Origin of the sequence: Bacillus sp. MM2020_4 (assembly GCF_011250555.1) — a bacterium.
Lineage (GTDB): Bacteria > Bacillota > Bacilli > Bacillales > Cytobacillaceae > Neobacillus.
The window spans coordinates 78,893-94,310 of record NZ_JAANMZ010000013.1; the positions used below are offsets into that span (position 1 = coordinate 78,893).

Below are 15,418 nucleotides of genomic sequence, written 5' to 3' on the forward strand. Positions count from 1 at the left end.
AAATTTTATGATAAAAAAACTGCTATCCCTTTAAGATAGCAGATTAAAATTAATTATTTTACTTCCGGGGGGAGGCCGCACTGGCTGGAACAAGAATTTTTCAAATCACATGCCGCACATTTTCCCTTTTTCGATTTATTGATAAACTTCACTAATGCATAGGCCGCATATCCAAAAATCGCAACACCGATGACCACACTGGCAATCATTTGCTCCACCTCTTTTTAAAATTAAACCAACCCAAACAGTTTTCCGCCTTGGTAAATAATCAAGGACAAAATATAGGCAATCACGAAGGCATAGGTCATTGAAAAAGCCGTCCACTTCTTTGATCCAGTTTCTTTATAAATGGTTGCTACAGTTGCTAAACACGGGATATATAAAAGGATAAATACCATAAAACTATAGGCAGCAAGCGGAGTATAATAATCAGCCAATAATCCCTGCAAGCTAGCATCGTTCGGTACGAAATAAATAATATTCATGGTAGAAATAATCGCTTCTTTAGCCAAGAAACCTGTAATTAATGAAGCAGATGCCTGCCAGGTTCCAAAACCAATTGGGTCAAAAATAGGGGCAATCACATTTCCAATCAACGCTAAATAACTATCATCCATATCTACTTTTAATCCATGCGGGCCCGCGTAGGACAACAGCCAGATAAAGACAGAACCAGCAAAAATAAACGTACCTGCCTTCCTTACGAACCCTTTCCCCTTGTCCCAAGTACTTTTCCACAAGGACTGGAACTGTGGAAGCCGGTATGGAGGCAGTTCGATGACAAATAAGGATGTTTCTGATTTTAATAAAGTAGTAGAAAAGATTTTTGCTAGAATTAAAGCGACAACAATCCCAAGAACATACAGGCTTAATACCACGAATGCTTTATGGCCTGCAAAAAAGGCTCCTACAAATATGGCATAAACGGGCAAGCGGGCGGAACATGACATCAATGGCGTCAGCAGTATGGTCAACAATCGTTCACGTGGGGTTTCAATCGTTCTTGCCGCCATAATACCAGGTACATTACAGCCAAAACCAATCATCATCGGAATAAACGCCTTTCCATTTAACCCCACCGATTCCATGATTCGATCCATGACCAAAGCGACACGTGCCATATACCCTGAATCCTCTAGTAATGAAATAAAGAAGAACAGAATAAAGATTTGCGGTACAAACACTAAAACCCCGCCGACCCCTGCAACTAATCCTTCAATAATTAAAGCGTGAATAAATTGAGATGCGTGGATAGCTGATAAAACACTTTCAATTCCAGCGGTTACGGGTCCTGTTAAAAAGCCATCTAAAATATCTGATAACGGTGTACCAAGCCAATCAAATGTCAGCATGAACATCAGATACATAAGCAGCAAAAATATCGGCATCCCCAGATATCGATTTGTCACAATGGTATCAATCTTTTCTGATAATGGGATGGTCGAATCACTTTTTCTTGCGACTTCTGCGACTATTTTTTCAATGACTTCTTTCCTTTTTAAATAAATAATATTTGATAATGATTTACCTGCAGCTTGTTTCTGCAACTTCGCTTCCAGGTTGGCCACTATCGTTTTTACCCGTTGTTTGTCTGCAACACTATTAACATAGTTTATTACGTATTCATTTCCTTCAAAATATTGAATTGCAAGAAATCGCAGTGAGTGATTCGTTTTACCGCTTAACTCACCTGCCAGGGAAGTAATCGCCTCTTCTACCTCTATGCCATAATAAACAAGATTCTTGTTGGCTGGCTCGATTGATTTTGTGGAAATGGCATCCACTAGCTTGTCGCAGCCTTTTCCGCTCCTTGCCACGACTGGGACAACAGGAACACCAAGAACTTTTGAGAGTTTGGAAGAATCGATGTGAATCCCACGTTTATTGGCTACATCAATCATATTAAGGCCAATCAGAGCCGGCTTCTCAAACTCCAGCAATTGCAGGGTCAAATGTAAATTCCGTTCTAATTGTGATGCATCTAAAATATTGAGCAACCGATCAACCGACTCATTCAAAAAGAAAGAGGTAACAACACCCTCATCCTTTGAAAGCGGATTTAGAGTATAGACACCGGGTAAATCAATTAATTGGCCGAAATTATTTTTGAATACGCCAACTTTTTTTTCAACTGTTACACCGCTCCAGTTACCAACATATTCATAGGAACCTGTAAGATTATTAAACAATGATGTTTTTCCAGTATTGGGGTTACCAATAAGAGCGATTTCCATTATATTCTCTCCACTTCAATCTGAACTGCCTCTTTACGGCGAATGCCGACGCATTGTCCACACGATTCAATCATAATCGGGCCGCCAAAGGGCATGACACACTTCACGCACACTTCTGAACCTTCCGTAATACCTAAGTCAAGCAAGCGTCTTTGAACTAGGCGACCAACATGCGAAATATCTATGATTTTCCCCTTATCTCCTGCTTTTAAAGAACCGAACATGTATATCACCCTACCCTAGGTTTAATTGAGAATGATTATCTTTCTATATTGACATTTTAACATTATTTTTAGAAAAAAAGGAGTGCAATATTGTGACAAAAGTTTGAAAAAAAAAAGAGAAGCAGTTCGCTTCCCTTTTCAATCTCTCTTAATGACCTTGTAAAAAAGTTTTCTTTGGCATCGCGCTTATAACAAGAATGATAATAATGGCACTAATAATAAAGCTTGGGAGCATATATGTTCCATTATAAAGCAAGGAGTAGATCACTACTGGCTGACCCTTTGGTGCATATTCACCGAAAAAGACTGCCCCGGCAATTACATGACATAAATAACGCAGCAAACTTCCGATAAAGGCTCCCAAAACAACATAGGAAATCCATTTACCTTTATCACCATTATGAAGAGATTTCCTAATCTGCCCCGCAAAGATACCGGCTAAACCTACCACCGTAAAAGCAATAAAGTAATCAAGTAAGCCCTGTACAACGAAATAAATTTTACCGAACCCCAGGACAACCTGTAACACCCCAAGTAAAAATCCCGTTAAGAGACCACCTTTTATACCCCAGCGGTACGCCATTAGAAATATTGGAACCATGGCGATCGAAACCGAACCACCCTGTGGCCAAATTTTTAGCGAAAGTAATTCTGCCGCCATGTCCAATAAGAAGGCGAGTGCTGAAAAAACAGCTACCTCCGTAATAAAAAGTGTGTTACTCTTCTTTTTGTTCATTCTTCCTTCCCCCTATTCAATTAAATTCATTTGATTCTCCCAAAACCAATAGGGTGCCAAAAAAAATACAATAAAAAAAGCAATGCAAGACGAAAAGGATTGTCTGCATTGCTTTAATATCCGGCAAACCACATCCCTACGCTAGTGTTAACTAACAGGTTCATAGGGTCAGAACTCTTATGTTCACTCTCAGCCGCCATTAGGCAGCCCCCCCTGTGGAAGTATTCAATTGATCCATAAAAAAAATATACTATTGTTTAAAGTTTTTTACAAGGAAATTATTAATCTTCCATATTAAAAGGGATTTTTGCCTTTATCATCGAATTAACATGGTAATCAGTTTTGTGAATACCATGGGGGGAGACAACATGTTTACGGGAGAACAAACGGATTTAATCGTTTTTTTTAATCAAAACAAGGAGACCTTAGTGCAAGAATGGGAAAATGCTATTGTGGTCAATCAAGGAGACCCCTATAAAATGAAAATTCGTGAAAACGGGGAAGCTTTATTAAATGTGCTATTTTCGATGCATTTGAAATCAAAACAAGTGCTCCTAGAAATTCTTGAAAAACTTGCGATAGAGGTTTCTGAGGAAAGAGTTTTAGCCGATATTAACATTGGTGACTTTGTCTATAATGTAAATTTGGGCAGAACGATTCTATACAGCAATTTAGGTAAATCTGGAATATCATGGTCCGACATGCAGGAAGCGATCAATATGGTCAATTTTTGCTTCGATAAATTTCTCTATTTTGCCGTATCTCATTTTTCGGAAGCAAAAAATAAAATCATCGAAGAAAAAACACTGTTCATTGACTCCACACACCAAGACCGGTTGACCCTTCTTGGTCAAATGACTTCAAGCTTTATTCATGAATTTAGAAATCCACTTACATCTGTACAGGGATTTATTCAATTACTTAAGGGTGATTTTCCTAACATGAGATATTTGGATATCATTTCGAGTGAGTTAGATCAACTGAATTTTCGAATATCACAGTTCTTATTACTTTCAAAGAAGGAATTAATTGGGAAGGAAAAGGTTCACTTTCAGCTAAATCAGCTAATTGACGAGGTATTAAACTTCCTTTATCCAAGTATTTTAGACAGCAAAGTAAAAATTATTAAAAATTTACGGGATGACTTCACTCTAAATGGCTATGCTGATGAAATTAGGCAAGTTTTCATAAATATCGTTTTTAACGCGATTGATGTACTTAACCATCATGAAGTAGCTAATCCCACTATCGAGATCATTAGCAGTATAGACCCGAACGGGAAAATTAAAATTAGTATTTCCAATAATGGTCCAATAATCCCTGCAGAATTGCAAAAGACCATTTTTGAACCCTTTTTCACAACTAAAAAACTAGGGACAGGATTAGGATTATTTGTATGTAATGAAATAATCGAAAAGCATAAAGGGGATTTAACCTGTGACTCCGTCCTGGATAAAACCACCTTTTCAATATACCTGCCCATGATCTAACAGAAAACGGTAAATCCCACTTTTTCCTAAAGAGGGATTTTTTATATGATTTTTTCCCGACAGTACACTCTGCTGCATATGATGTACAAAAAAATTTTTTCGGGAGATTAGGCATATGTTTACATTAAAGGTTGATCATGAAATTGAACTTCAACTATTTCAACAGCATCATGCCCTACAGCTATATCAGCTCGTGGAGGAAAATCGGGAGCACTTACGCGAATGGATGCCATGGGTGGATAGCATGACTTCCCCCTATCAATTTGAGTCGATTATTCCAGTATGGCTTTCACAATTTGCTGAAAATAGTGGAATGAACGTTGGGATTCTTTACAAAGGGGAACTTGTTGGCTCATTGGGATTACATCAAATTGATTGGTATAACAGCATGGCTAGCATCGGCTATTATCTTGCCAGAAATGCGGAGGGGCATGGGATAATTACACGTTCTGTTCAAGCCCTTTTAAATTATGCCTTTTTCCAATTACGATTAAACCGAATCGAAATACGTTGCGGGGTAAAAAACAAGAAAAGCAGGGCAATCCCTGAAAGACTTGGATTTGTAAAAGAGGGGAAACTTCGAGACGGAGAACAATTAAATGGTTCATTCCATGATTTAATTATCTATAGCATGTTGTCCCGTGACTGGGATACTTTCACAGTTAAGCGTTAGTTATGCCGTCTTTTTGACGGCATTTTTTACAAGATAAGAAAGTATAAAATTTCGGCTTTGAGAAATGTCTAGCTCCAGCGCCCTAGCGGCTAGTGTCCTTCGCTCTCCGCCCTACGATAAGTCAACATCGATTCGCCTCCGGCTCATCGTGTTTCCTTTATCTCAGTTGGAGCGCTCCAGGCCATACGCCACTGACCAGGGCGCTTGCGCTTTTTTTAATGAAGCTGCCCTGCTATTTGCTAATCAAAACTTTTTTTGAAATAATAATAATAAGTTGAATTTCGAATGTCTAGAGCGAATCGTAAGTGAGGTGGCATACCTTACTCAGGAAGTAAGGGTACCGATGATTTGGATAAATGTTTTCATTATAGCTATATTAATTGCCTTAACTGCTTTTTTCGTAGCATCAGAATTTGCCATCGTAAGGGTAAGAACAACGCGAATTGATCAATTAGTATCTGAAGGACATAAAAAGGCTGAAGCGGCAAGAAAGGTAATTTCTAATATGGATGGGTACCTTTCCGCCACACAAGTAGGCATCACCATTACTTCCTTAATCTTAGGTTGGCGGGGTGAGTCTACTATCCGAGAGATTTTGGAACCAATCTTTTCATGGGTTCATATTCCGTTATCTTTGGAACCCATTATTGCAACGTTTCTGGCATTTGCCATTATTACTTTCTTCAATGTAGTCATTGGTGAATTAGCACCAAAAACATTTGCCATTCAAAAGGCTGAAGAAATCATTTTGTTATTCGCTGGGCCATTAATTCTTTTTTACAAAGTTTTGTATCCGTTTATTTGGATTCTCAATCGGTCTGCTCGAACCATTACAGGACTATTCGGAATCAAACCTGCTTCTGAACAAGATCTTGTCATGTCTGAGGAAGAATTGCGGATGATCCTGTCCCAAAGCTATGAGAGCGGAGAAATCAATCAATCTGAGTATAAGTATATGAATCGAATATTTGAGTTCGATGATCGGATTGCCAAAGAAATTATGGTGCCAAGAACTGAAGTTGTTACGCTATCTAAAACGGCCAAAATGGACGAAATCATCGAAACCATTAAGCAGGAAAAGTATACGAGATATCCTCTAATCGATGGTGATAAAGATAATATTTTGGGTATTGTCAATATTAAAGAGGTTTTAACAGATTGTATTGAGCAAAAATGTCTCGGTGAAGAACCACTTATCCCCTATTTAAAGCCTGTGATTCATGTGATTGAAACGATACCCATTAAAGAGCTTTTAGTGAAGCTGCAAAAAAACCGAACACATTTAGCTGTTTTATCAGATGAGTATGGCGGTACAGCAGGAATTGTTACGGTCGAAGACATTCTTGAAGAAATTGTCGGTGAAATTCGTGACGAGTTTGATATGGATGAACTTCCTCTGATCCAGAAAAAAGAAAATGACCAGTTCATTTTGGATGGAAAAGTCCTGATTGGTGAAGTAAATGACCTCCTTGGTACCACACTTGAAGAGGATGATGTCGATACAATTGGCGGTTGGTTCCTGACACAAAAGTTTGACGTCCATAAAGGTGATACCATTGAAACGGACGGATACCTGTTTCAAATAAAGGAAATCGAAGGCCACCATATCGTATACATTGAAGTTAAAAAAATAGCGTCTCCTGATTAGGAGGCGTTGTTTGCCAATTAAATTTTTGTAATATTTTGATTTCATTATTCATATTTACTGATATTTACCATAAAATAGTGTTATCAACAACTATTCTAACCAGAACGTTTGACTGTACAGTTTAAATTCTTTATAATTATTGTTAATTTAAAAAATGTTGAGGTGGTAAGATGGGGCTGTCTATCGAATTGGTGAAATAGCAAAAAGAGCTGATGTTTCAAAACGAACAATTGACTATTATACGTCTATTGGTTTATTGAAGGCACAACGCTCAAAGTCAAATTACCGCATTTATTCGGATGAATCATTGGAGGATTTAAAGTTTATTGAAGAATGCAAGAGTCTGCACTTTCCATTAGACGAGATTAGAAGAAAGCTAGAAATGCGTAAATCCATAAACATTCGTGAATCAGAGGTAGAAAAACATGTAAGTGCTGTTACACAGCAAATGAAGCAGCTTCATAGCGACTTATTTGATCTTCAACCTATTCTGGAAAAATTGGATGATCAACAAAAAGAGAAGCTAACCAACAATCTTAGCTTGCTGCGTACAGCGCTCATGAATTCCCTTCTGAATGTCACGAGTTAATTTTTTTAAATTACTGGGAGGTGACTCCTTACCCGTCTAAAAACGGGATAAGGGAACTTATTTGGACATATTTAACTTGGTTATTATAGCCATTTTAATTGCCTTAACTGCTTTTTTTGTAACTTCGGAATTTGCTATTGTTAAAATTAGAAGTTCGAGAATCGATCAGTTAATAGAGGAAGGAAATTCGAAGGCTGTTTCCGCAAAAAGGGTCATTTCAAACCTTGATGAATATCTGTCTGCCTGTCAATTAGGTATAACGATAACGGCCTTGGGTTTAGGTTGGATAGGGGAATCAACCATTGAGCATATGCTTGGGCCTCTCTTTCAAAGGCTAAACGTTCCTGAGAGTGCAACGCAAATATTATCAATTGGAATAGCATTTGCGACCATTACGTTTTTACATGTGGTCGTTGGCGAGCTCGCACCCAAAACACTGGCCATTCAAAAGGCTGAACTAATTACGCTACTTGTCTCACGCCCGCTTATCCTATTTTATAAAATTATGTACCCATTTATTTGGGTTCTTAATGGGTCTGCTCGGATTGTTTCAAGTATGTTTGGGTTAAAGCCTGTTTCCGAAAATGAAATTGCCCATACAGAGGAAGAGCTTCGAATTATCCTATCTGAAAGCTATAAAAGTGGTGAAATTAACCAATCAGAGTTTAAGTATGTAAATAAAATCTTTGAATTTGATAATCGTATCGCAAAGGAAATCATGGTTCCACGAACAGAAATGGTTTCATTGTCAAAGGATGATTCATTAGAAACTTTTCTAGAGGTTTTACGTGAAGAAAAGTTTACACGATATCCTGTTATTGATGGCGATAAGGATCATATCATAGGCCTTATCAATATCAAAGAAGTTATGACTGATTTAATTGGTAATGAAAATTTATCATCTCAAACACTAGAAAGCTATTCGCGGCCAATTATTAGAGTAATAGAAACGATTCCCATTCATGATTTGTTAGTAAAAATGCAAAAAGACCGTGTGCATATGGCCATCTTAATGGACGAATATGGCGGGACTTCAGGGCTTGTTACGGTTGAAGATATCCTTGAAGAAATCGTTGGTGAGATCCGTGATGAATTCGATATGGATGAAATTCCAGAAATCCGCAAAATCAAAGAAAATCATTATATTATTGACTCTAAAGTATTAGTAACAGAAGTGAATGATTTATTAGGTGTAGAAATTGATGATGAAGATGTAGATACCATTGGCGGCTGGATTTTAACCGAAAATTATGAGGCCAAAGAAGGCGACATCATTCACCATGATTCATATACCTTTAAAATCCTTGATATGGAAGAACATCATATTAAATATTTGGAAGTTACAAAAAATGTTCATAATGAAGAAACAATAACCCCGAAAATTGCTGTATCCAAATCAGAGGTATTATCATAAGAAAAGCGGAAGCGCCCTGGTCAGCGGCGTATGGCCTGGAGCGCTCCAACTGAGATAAAGGAAACACGAAGGGCCGGAGGCGATTCGATGTTGACTTATCGTAGGGCGGAGAGCGAAGGACACTAGCCGCTAGGGCGCTGGAGCTAGACATTTCTCAAAGTAGAATAATATAAATTCTGATATTATGAAAAATAGACCGATGCGCTCGGTCTATTTTTCTGTTTACCATTATTTTGATTGTGAAATAATAAGTTCCTCTTCTACTTTTGCAATTTTCACCAAATGTGAATCAAGGCGGCGATTGATATGCTGAATATCTTTACTTTGCGTTTCTTCAATACGCTGAAGGGAATCTTTAATGTCAGATAAATCTATTTGGTTGACTTCAACTCTATGTTCAATGCTGTCCATTTTCTCTAATCTTGCCAGTCTTTTTTCAATGTTATCCAGTGTGGTATTAAAAGTATTGATTAGACTTTTTATATCATCGACATTCTCAGAAATCTTTTCAAATTGTTTTTCCATGATCAAAAACTCCCTTATTCTATTTCCTTTATTTTATCATCGTTTTCACTATAAACATGTTACAAAAACGGCAACAATAAACGTTAAAAATCAAAAATAATTTTAGAAGTTTTTGTGAACAACATTAAATCTTCCAAACCCGCAGTACATATCCCCCACATCCACATTGGTCAATGAATTTAATCCTTACCATATTTGGATACATTTCCTCAATTAAAGGCTGTAAATAATCAGTAGGATTTCCAAAATGTGAAGATGTCACAAGGTTTACAAAACGGCCGGAAGCTGTTTCCTCCACCGCCTCTAATGCGTCCTTTATTATTAGGTCAATATCCTGCTCATATTCGTCGTGTTCCAGATCTTTCGTCCAATCCTTATTCATATTCTCCTCCAATATAGTAAAGTAAATTAATTGATTTATCTCTATTAAAACATTTTATTCATCATTCCATATTGATTTATTGCACACTTGTGAACAATCCGAAGCAAAAAATTGAACAATTTATTAAATCAACACGGTTTGGGCCTCACCGTGAATATTGTCACATGCAAAACATATGAAAAATTATAAGCTTTCCCTATAAGGGAAAGGGTCTTTTATATGTAGTCATTTTTACCCTAATGTAAGATCAACAAGGAAAAGGTTGGTGTATAAGTATGTTCATATCTATTGATGAAAAAGCTTCTTTATGGTTCACGCGAGAATTTGAATTCAATAAACCATTCAGCATTCGGATGTATCCTCAATATGCCGGGTTTGGACAGAAACATAAAGGTTATAGTCTAGCTTTTTCGGCCGAACATCCTGCAAACATTGGCTTTACAAAAGAAGTAAATGGCATTATGTTTTATGTTGAAGGGAATGATGTTTGGTTCTTCGAGGATACTGAAACGTATTTGACGGTTGATGATCATCTAGATGAAATTCAAGTAATCTACAAAGAGGAAATAAGCGCGGTTATTAGTTAATACTGACTTTTACTTTATCCAAAGTCAAAACGGGCCGGGTGATCTATCATCCAGCCTGTTTTGCTTGACAATTAGTTAACTTGTTTACCTAAGCTTGGTGGAAGTAATTTTGCACTTTCAAATACCTTACCAAGCTTTTCCTCAGCTCGCGCGAAAGTTTCATCCGCCGCATCTAGGGATGGAGCATCTTTTTTCAATTCATCCGCTTTTTCTTGGTATGAAGCCGCATATTCTTTTACTGCCGCCTCAAGATCAGTTTTTTGTTCTTTTAGCTCAGTAGGAATTTGAACACTATTTAGTTCAACGGCTACAGCAGAAGCTGATTCACTCGCTTTAGCACGATCCTCAGCAGTTGGTAATTCTTCAGGCTTAGCATCTTCCTTGGTTGCTTTTGCTACATAAGAATTTAATTCGGCATCTTTTGCATTAATTTTGTTTCCAAGATCCATATAGAATTTAACTAATTCTTTTTTTACATCCACTTTTGGTGCCGCTGCTTCTTTTTGATCTTCTTTCTTTTCTATTTTAGACTCATCACTGTTTGAACAAGCGGCTAGCGCCATAGCCATTGTAATGGCTGATAATAATACTAAGAATTTTTTCATCTGGTGTTCCCCCTATTTCTATTTTAGCCTTGATAATTATATAAAATATTACTATTCTACACAATACAATATGTAAAACAACTTAAAGCTAACAAACTTTCAAACCTTGTTAACTGTACTATTCAGAAAATTAAGTAATTAATGTGAACTATGTTACAATAATTACTTTTTTTGTATATAATATATATGACACGAGTTATTCCCTCACACTCAATTGTTCCTTACTATTCCGAATCCATACTTTTCATAGAAAGGGGTTGGACATCACGGAACACTCGAGGCCTCAAATAGTTTTGTTTCATCTAACGTTTGATTTATCCATCATTTTAACCACAACCTTTGCTGCAATTTGTGTGTTTCTCATTGCTTACTTATTTACAAGAAATCCTACAATAGGTGTACCAAGAAGATGGCAGAATATGATGGAGTGGATTCTGGAGTTTGTTAAGAACATCATGAATTCTTCAATGGTGGCTTCCAACAATTTATTTATATTGTCAACTGGGGTTGCACTCTTAATGTACCTATTTATTGCAAATCTGATGGGAGTTCCCTTCTCTATTATTACTGTTGAAGAACATCCCGTTGCCTGGTGGAAATCTCCTACCGCTGACGCTCATGTTACCATGACGCTTGCCATCATGATCATTGCTTATACCCACTTCATCGATATCCGCTTACATGGCTTTAAACATTTTTTTGTAAGTTTCTTCAAACCCTTTAAGGTCCTATTCCCTATCAATGCCATCGAACAACTTGCTACAACATTAACGCTCGGTCTTCGATTATTTGGGAATATTTACGCCGGCGAAGTTATGCTTGCCCTTATTGCAAACACTGTAACCCATGGATTCTTTATCAGCCTCCTAGCTTCCGTGCCAATGTTAATCTGGCAGGCATTTTGTATTTTTATCGGTACAATTCAAGCATATATCTTTGTAACACTAACAATGGTTTATATTGCACATAGATTAACCTAAAAAAGGGAAGGGAGTAATAAAGATGGGTGACATTACGTTATTTGGGCTGCCAATTTCATTGGGCACCATGATTTATCAAGCCATTATTTTTACCATTTTAGTTTTCATTTTAAAGAAATTTGTTTTAATAAAGCTTGTGGATATCCTCGATAAACGAAAAGAGCATATCGAAGAGCAATTAAAATTGACCGAAAAATACAAATTTGAAGCAAAAGTTAACTTTGAAGATAGCGAAGGCATTCTAAAACAAGCTAAAATAGAGGCAAGGGAAATAATAAAGCACAGTGAAAATCAAGCAAAACAGTTGATTCAAGAGGCAAAAGACGAAGTGAAACAGATTAAAAAGACTGCAAAAGACGAGGCATTTCGAACAAATACACGCACTTTTCCCCAAAACACTCAAATAAAGGGGGCATAAACTGATGAGGCACAAGTTTACTAAATACTTGGGCAGAGTAACAGAAAATCTCGAATTAGGTTTTGAAGAAAAGTGGATTTATGTTCATTACACAATAGGAGCCCGTGAGAAAACGGCCTGTCTATTGAAGAACGAAAATAAATCCGATGAAGAGTATCTTAAAAGCTTTTTCGAAGAAAACAAGGTGTCGGCAGAAATGAAAAACGAAGTTAAGAGATTTTTAAAAGATGAAAAGAACCGCAATGAAACACATTGGAATGAGTTCACGACCTTTCTAATGAAAGCCCTTTCCTTAAACATGGTTTTTGGGATTGCTATTGCTTTATCCGTTTATTGCGGGTTTAAGCTAGGATCTTTTCTAGATCAGCGATTCGAACTATACCCCACCTTTACATTGATTGGTACATTTCTAGGAATTGGCGTTGGAGGATTAACAGTTTATTCGATGGTCCAAAAATACTTTAAATCTCCCAAACAGGAAAAACCAAAAAATGAAAATCCTGAAGGAATGGATTTGACTGATAACATAAACTATCCAATTATTGAAGTAACCATTGATGATGTAAGGAAAGCCGTTAGGACATTTTCTGATCATTTACCAAAGGGAGTATTCCGGACGATTCTTGTGCAGGAAGATGGCAGTATCGACTTTAAACAGCTGGCCCCTCTCCTTGGTGGAGTTCCTGCTAAAAAGTTTTATATGTCAAAAGAAACCTATGATCTCTTTGAAGATAGTGAAAAACAAATTCCAATTGAAATGGATATCGTGCAAAGGGCTGTTGATCAATATGTGAAGGATCACAAGGAATATCCCATGTTAAAATTTGATCCACATCATAGGGTGAATTATTACCAGCTCATGCAGGATCATTACCTTAAAACAGCTCCTGAAACACAATTTTATATTACAAACCTTGATGGTCTAATCACACATATAAAGCCACAGAAAAAGAACTCCTCTCTTAGCTAATGAGAGGGTCTTTTTTTATTTCTTATTGAAAAAGAAGTTTTTTTTTGCTTTTTTTCCAGCTATATTGAGATAATAGCACTAAACAATATTTCATAAACAAAACGAGGGGTACAAAGATGTTAAACCAGAAAAATAAATCGCAGCATTTAGCGACTATTTCTCTTGCGGTGATGGCAATCGGATTTTTGTCAACACTCCCCATACGGGATACGCTTTGGGGAATCATCCTACAGGGGGGGTTTGAAGCAGGTCTCGTTGGGGGGCTTGCGGATTGGTTTGCGGTAACCGCCTTATTTCGGCACCCATTGGGCATTCCCATCCCCCATACTGCATTGCTGCCAAAGAATCGGAAGAGAATTGTCGCCGGGATCATTTCAATGTTGGAAAATGATTGGCTGACGAAAGAGAGCATTCGGAAAAAAATTGAAACAATCAATTTTTCTAAAAGACTATTTGAAATCATTGATAAGGAAATCTATTCAAAATCAGTTCAAAAGAATATCATCATCCTTATTCAACATTTGATTAATACAGTCAACACAAAAAGCATGGCTCCTATAATTGAAAAGGAACTAAAATCTCAGCTAAACAAGTTAGATAGTAAGAACTACCTTCCATTGATGATCGATCAGGTCTTGGAAAGAAAATATGATGATAAAACCCTTGATTATATTCTGAAAGAAATTTATGAATGGGCTGAGAAGGATAGTACGAAGTATAAGCTTGGCGGGTTAGCTGTTGACGCTGTGGAAAATATTAAAGCAGATGGGTTTATGCAGTTTGCATTAAAGTCATTTAGTAATCTTGTTAACGAAGAAAAGCTCGGTAATATTATTCAAAGTCTAATTCTAAAAGGGGTGGATAGCTATAGCAATCCATTAAACCAAAATAGACAAACTTTAATGATTCATATTCGTAATAAGCTGCAATCAATAAAAAGTGATGAAAAAATTTACGATGAACTTAATCAATTAAAAACTCATTTGATTACAAAGTGGGAACCTGAAGAACAAATTGTCTCTTTACTTGATCAATTGAAGCAAAAAGCATCTGATTTTGTTGAAGATTCAAGCTTCTCGGAAGATTACCTTCTCCCCATTATCATTAATGGGCTCGGTCATATTAAAGAGGATTCAGAAAAAGTTGACGCATTTGAAACTTGGATAAAGCAGCATGTTTCAAGTTTTATTGATAAAAATCATTCAAGAATTGGTAAGCTCGTCGAGGAGAATTTAGAAAGATTGGACGACAAAACCCTTATAAACATGGTTGAAACGAATGTGGGTAAAGACCTGCAATGGATTCGAGTTAATGGGGCTGTTTGTGGATTTTTAATTGGGCTCGTTTTAGTAGGAATTAAAGCACTTTTGTAAAAAATTGGACCGCTATTTAAAGGCGGTCCTTTTGCATTTCTCAAAAAAAATCATGCGTTGTCCTTTAAAGACAAAGTTCTTATTCAGAATTTCCACTCATATCTAGTACTGTAGTCACTATTTTTAAACTTAAAAGGGGGAAGAAAGATGGCAGTTAAGTTTATAAAAATTTCTGTTGTGTATTTTGTCATTGGAGTTTGTATTGGTATGTATATGTCAATGACAGAAAAATTTGACTTCACTCCCGTTCATGTCCATATTAACTTATTAGGCTGGATGTCAATGGCACTCGCCGGACTCATCTATGTTGGTTTTCCGAGTGCCGCCGCAACTACCCTTGCAAAGGTACACTTCTGGCTTCATAATATTTCCCTTCCAATCATGATGATCGGGCTCGCATTCCTTGTTTCAGGAGTGGAGACTGCCGGTCCGGCAGTTGCTACTGGTGGTACATTGTTGGTTTTAGGCATTATTATCTTCGCAATAAACATCTTTAAAAATGTAAAAAGCTAATCTGTCCTTATTTTTTATTCTCTGTTAATTCCTTAATATAAAAAAGGACCCTCTGGG

At 37.0% G+C, this 15,418-nt stretch carries 18 protein-coding genes and 1 riboswitch; of the genes, 11 read left to right on the plus strand and 7 right to left on the minus strand.

The genetic code is table 11. The features are described 5' to 3' along the window. Positions 1–53 precede the first annotated feature (53 nt). The 4 genes from G6554_RS11030 to thiT all read right to left on the minus strand — a co-directional run bounded on the left by G6554_RS11030 (position 54) and on the right by thiT (position 3,194). Entirely contained in the window at positions 54–209 is a 156-nt protein-coding gene (locus G6554_RS11030) for a FeoB-associated Cys-rich membrane protein (RefSeq protein WP_166241708.1), read from the minus strand. A gap of 21 nt (positions 210–230) precedes the next feature. Further along, positions 231–2,234, minus strand: a complete 2,004-nt coding sequence (feoB, locus tag G6554_RS11035) for a ferrous iron transport protein B (RefSeq protein WP_166241710.1) — start codon at positions 2,232–2,234, stop codon at positions 231–233. Further along, positions 2,234–2,458 carry a FeoA family protein gene (locus tag G6554_RS11040; protein WP_166241712.1) on the minus strand — a complete coding sequence of 75 codons (225 nt, stop codon included), beginning with the start codon at positions 2,456–2,458 and terminating at the stop codon, positions 2,234–2,236. Before G6554_RS11040 ends, feoB begins: the two co-directional genes overlap by 1 nt. 148 nt (positions 2,459–2,606) lie before the next feature. Beyond that, positions 2,607–3,194 (minus strand): energy-coupled thiamine transporter ThiT, encoded by a 588-nt coding sequence (gene thiT, locus G6554_RS11045; RefSeq protein ID WP_166241714.1) that lies wholly within the window; start codon positions 3,192–3,194, stop codon positions 2,607–2,609. Between the two features lie 116 nt (positions 3,195–3,310). Continuing rightward, positions 3,311–3,418, minus strand: a riboswitch (TPP riboswitch). A gap of 144 nt (positions 3,419–3,562) precedes the next feature. On the opposite strand from thiT, the gene G6554_RS11050 reads away from it, so the two are divergent. The 5 genes from G6554_RS11050 (at position 3,563) to G6554_RS11070 (ending at position 9,008) form a co-directional block, all read left to right on the plus strand. Further along, on the plus strand, positions 3,563–4,684 hold the full coding sequence (locus G6554_RS11050; RefSeq protein WP_166241716.1) for a histidine kinase N-terminal domain-containing protein: 1,122 nt from the start codon (positions 3,563–3,565) through the stop codon (positions 4,682–4,684). Positions 4,685–4,799: 115 nt separating this feature from the next. Then, positions 4,800–5,357 (plus strand): GNAT family N-acetyltransferase, encoded by a 558-nt coding sequence (locus tag G6554_RS11055; protein ID WP_166241718.1) that lies wholly within the window; start codon positions 4,800–4,802, stop codon positions 5,355–5,357. A gap of 343 nt (positions 5,358–5,700) precedes the next feature. Beyond that, positions 5,701–7,005: a hemolysin family protein gene (locus G6554_RS11060; RefSeq protein ID WP_166241720.1), complete on the plus strand. Its 1,305-nt coding sequence runs from the start codon at positions 5,701–5,703 to the stop codon at positions 7,003–7,005. 187 nt (positions 7,006–7,192) lie between these two features. Continuing rightward, positions 7,193–7,594 (plus strand): MerR family transcriptional regulator, encoded by a 402-nt coding sequence (locus G6554_RS11065; RefSeq protein WP_308111008.1) that lies wholly within the window; start codon positions 7,193–7,195, stop codon positions 7,592–7,594. A gap of 61 nt (positions 7,595–7,655) precedes the next feature. Continuing rightward, positions 7,656–9,008 carry a hemolysin family protein gene (locus tag G6554_RS11070; RefSeq protein WP_166241722.1) on the plus strand — a complete coding sequence of 451 codons (1,353 nt, stop codon included), beginning with the start codon at positions 7,656–7,658 and terminating at the stop codon, positions 9,006–9,008. A gap of 228 nt (positions 9,009–9,236) precedes the next feature. On the opposite strand, the gene G6554_RS11075 is transcribed toward G6554_RS11070, so the two are convergent. Together G6554_RS11075 and G6554_RS11080 are read right to left on the minus strand one after the other, a co-directional pair. Beyond that, complete coding sequence (locus G6554_RS11075) at positions 9,237–9,533, minus strand: hypothetical protein (RefSeq protein WP_166241724.1); 297 nt, start codon at positions 9,531–9,533, stop codon at positions 9,237–9,239. A gap of 124 nt (positions 9,534–9,657) precedes the next feature. Next, a complete protein-coding gene (locus tag G6554_RS11080; protein ID WP_481747919.1) occupies positions 9,658–9,927 on the minus strand; it encodes a CGCGG family putative rSAM-modified RiPP protein in 270 nt (89 codons plus the stop codon). A 263-nt stretch (positions 9,928–10,190) separates the two neighbouring features. Between G6554_RS11080 and G6554_RS11085 the strand changes: the two genes are divergently transcribed. Beyond that, complete coding sequence (locus tag G6554_RS11085; protein ID WP_166241728.1) at positions 10,191–10,502, plus strand: HesB/YadR/YfhF family protein; 312 nt, start codon at positions 10,191–10,193, stop codon at positions 10,500–10,502. Positions 10,503–10,573: 71 nt separating this feature from the next. Here the strand turns inward: G6554_RS11085 and G6554_RS11090 are convergent, their stop codons facing one another. Next, the gene (locus G6554_RS11090) at positions 10,574–11,107 is read right to left on the minus strand and encodes a putative periplasmic lipoprotein (RefSeq protein WP_166241730.1); all 534 of its coding nucleotides are present in this window, start codon (positions 11,105–11,107) and stop codon (positions 10,574–10,576) included. 293 nt (positions 11,108–11,400) lie between these two features. Between G6554_RS11090 and atpB the strand changes: the two genes are divergently transcribed. From atpB to G6554_RS11115, 5 genes are all read left to right on the plus strand, one after another. Beyond that, positions 11,401–12,087 (plus strand): F0F1 ATP synthase subunit A, encoded by a 687-nt coding sequence (atpB, locus tag G6554_RS11095; RefSeq protein ID WP_207627589.1) that lies wholly within the window; start codon positions 11,401–11,403, stop codon positions 12,085–12,087. Between the two features lie 22 nt (positions 12,088–12,109). Continuing rightward, positions 12,110–12,505: an ATP synthase F0 subunit B gene (locus G6554_RS11100; RefSeq protein ID WP_166241732.1), complete on the plus strand. Its 396-nt coding sequence runs from the start codon at positions 12,110–12,112 to the stop codon at positions 12,503–12,505. A gap of 4 nt (positions 12,506–12,509) precedes the next feature. Further along, on the plus strand, positions 12,510–13,475 hold the full coding sequence (locus tag G6554_RS11105; protein WP_166241734.1) for an AtpZ/AtpI family protein: 966 nt from the start codon (positions 12,510–12,512) through the stop codon (positions 13,473–13,475). Positions 13,476–13,591: 116 nt separating this feature from the next. Beyond that, positions 13,592–14,848 (plus strand): DUF445 domain-containing protein, encoded by a 1,257-nt coding sequence (locus tag G6554_RS11110; protein WP_166241736.1) that lies wholly within the window; start codon positions 13,592–13,594, stop codon positions 14,846–14,848. A 147-nt stretch (positions 14,849–14,995) separates the two neighbouring features. Next, positions 14,996–15,361, plus strand: a complete 366-nt coding sequence (locus tag G6554_RS11115; protein ID WP_166241738.1) for a cytochrome-c oxidase — start codon at positions 14,996–14,998, stop codon at positions 15,359–15,361. The last annotated feature ends 57 nt before the right edge of the window (positions 15,362–15,418 follow it).

Bases quoted from the DNA above. Each gene is read 5' to 3' on its own strand.
- G6554_RS11030 (WP_166241708.1), bottom strand. From the start codon at position 209: ATGATTGCCAGTGTGGTCATCGGTGTTGCGATTTTTGGATATGCGGCC.
- feoB (WP_166241710.1), bottom strand. From the start codon at position 2,234: ATGGAAATCGCTCTTATTGGTAACCCCAATACTGGAAAAACATCATTG.
- G6554_RS11040 (WP_166241712.1), bottom strand. From the start codon at position 2,458: ATGTTCGGTTCTTTAAAAGCAGGAGATAAGGGGAAAATCATAGATATT.
- thiT (WP_166241714.1), bottom strand. From the start codon at position 3,194: ATGAACAAAAAGAAGAGTAACACACTTTTTATTACGGAGGTAGCTGTT.
- G6554_RS11050 (WP_166241716.1), top strand. From the start codon at position 3,563: ATGTTTACGGGAGAACAAACGGATTTAATCGTTTTTTTTAATCAAAAC.
- G6554_RS11055 (WP_166241718.1), top strand. From the start codon at position 4,800: ATGTTTACATTAAAGGTTGATCATGAAATTGAACTTCAACTATTTCAA.
- G6554_RS11060 (WP_166241720.1), top strand. From the start codon at position 5,701: ATGATTTGGATAAATGTTTTCATTATAGCTATATTAATTGCCTTAACT.
- G6554_RS11075 (WP_166241724.1), bottom strand. From the start codon at position 9,533: ATGGAAAAACAATTTGAAAAGATTTCTGAGAATGTCGATGATATAAAA.
- G6554_RS11085 (WP_166241728.1), top strand. From the start codon at position 10,191: ATGTTCATATCTATTGATGAAAAAGCTTCTTTATGGTTCACGCGAGAA.
- G6554_RS11090 (WP_166241730.1), bottom strand. From the start codon at position 11,107: ATGAAAAAATTCTTAGTATTATTATCAGCCATTACAATGGCTATGGCG.
- G6554_RS11100 (WP_166241732.1), top strand. From the start codon at position 12,110: ATGGGTGACATTACGTTATTTGGGCTGCCAATTTCATTGGGCACCATG.
- G6554_RS11105 (WP_166241734.1), top strand. From the start codon at position 12,510: ATGAGGCACAAGTTTACTAAATACTTGGGCAGAGTAACAGAAAATCTC.
- G6554_RS11110 (WP_166241736.1), top strand. From the start codon at position 13,592: ATGTTAAACCAGAAAAATAAATCGCAGCATTTAGCGACTATTTCTCTT.
- G6554_RS11115 (WP_166241738.1), top strand. From the start codon at position 14,996: ATGGCAGTTAAGTTTATAAAAATTTCTGTTGTGTATTTTGTCATTGGA.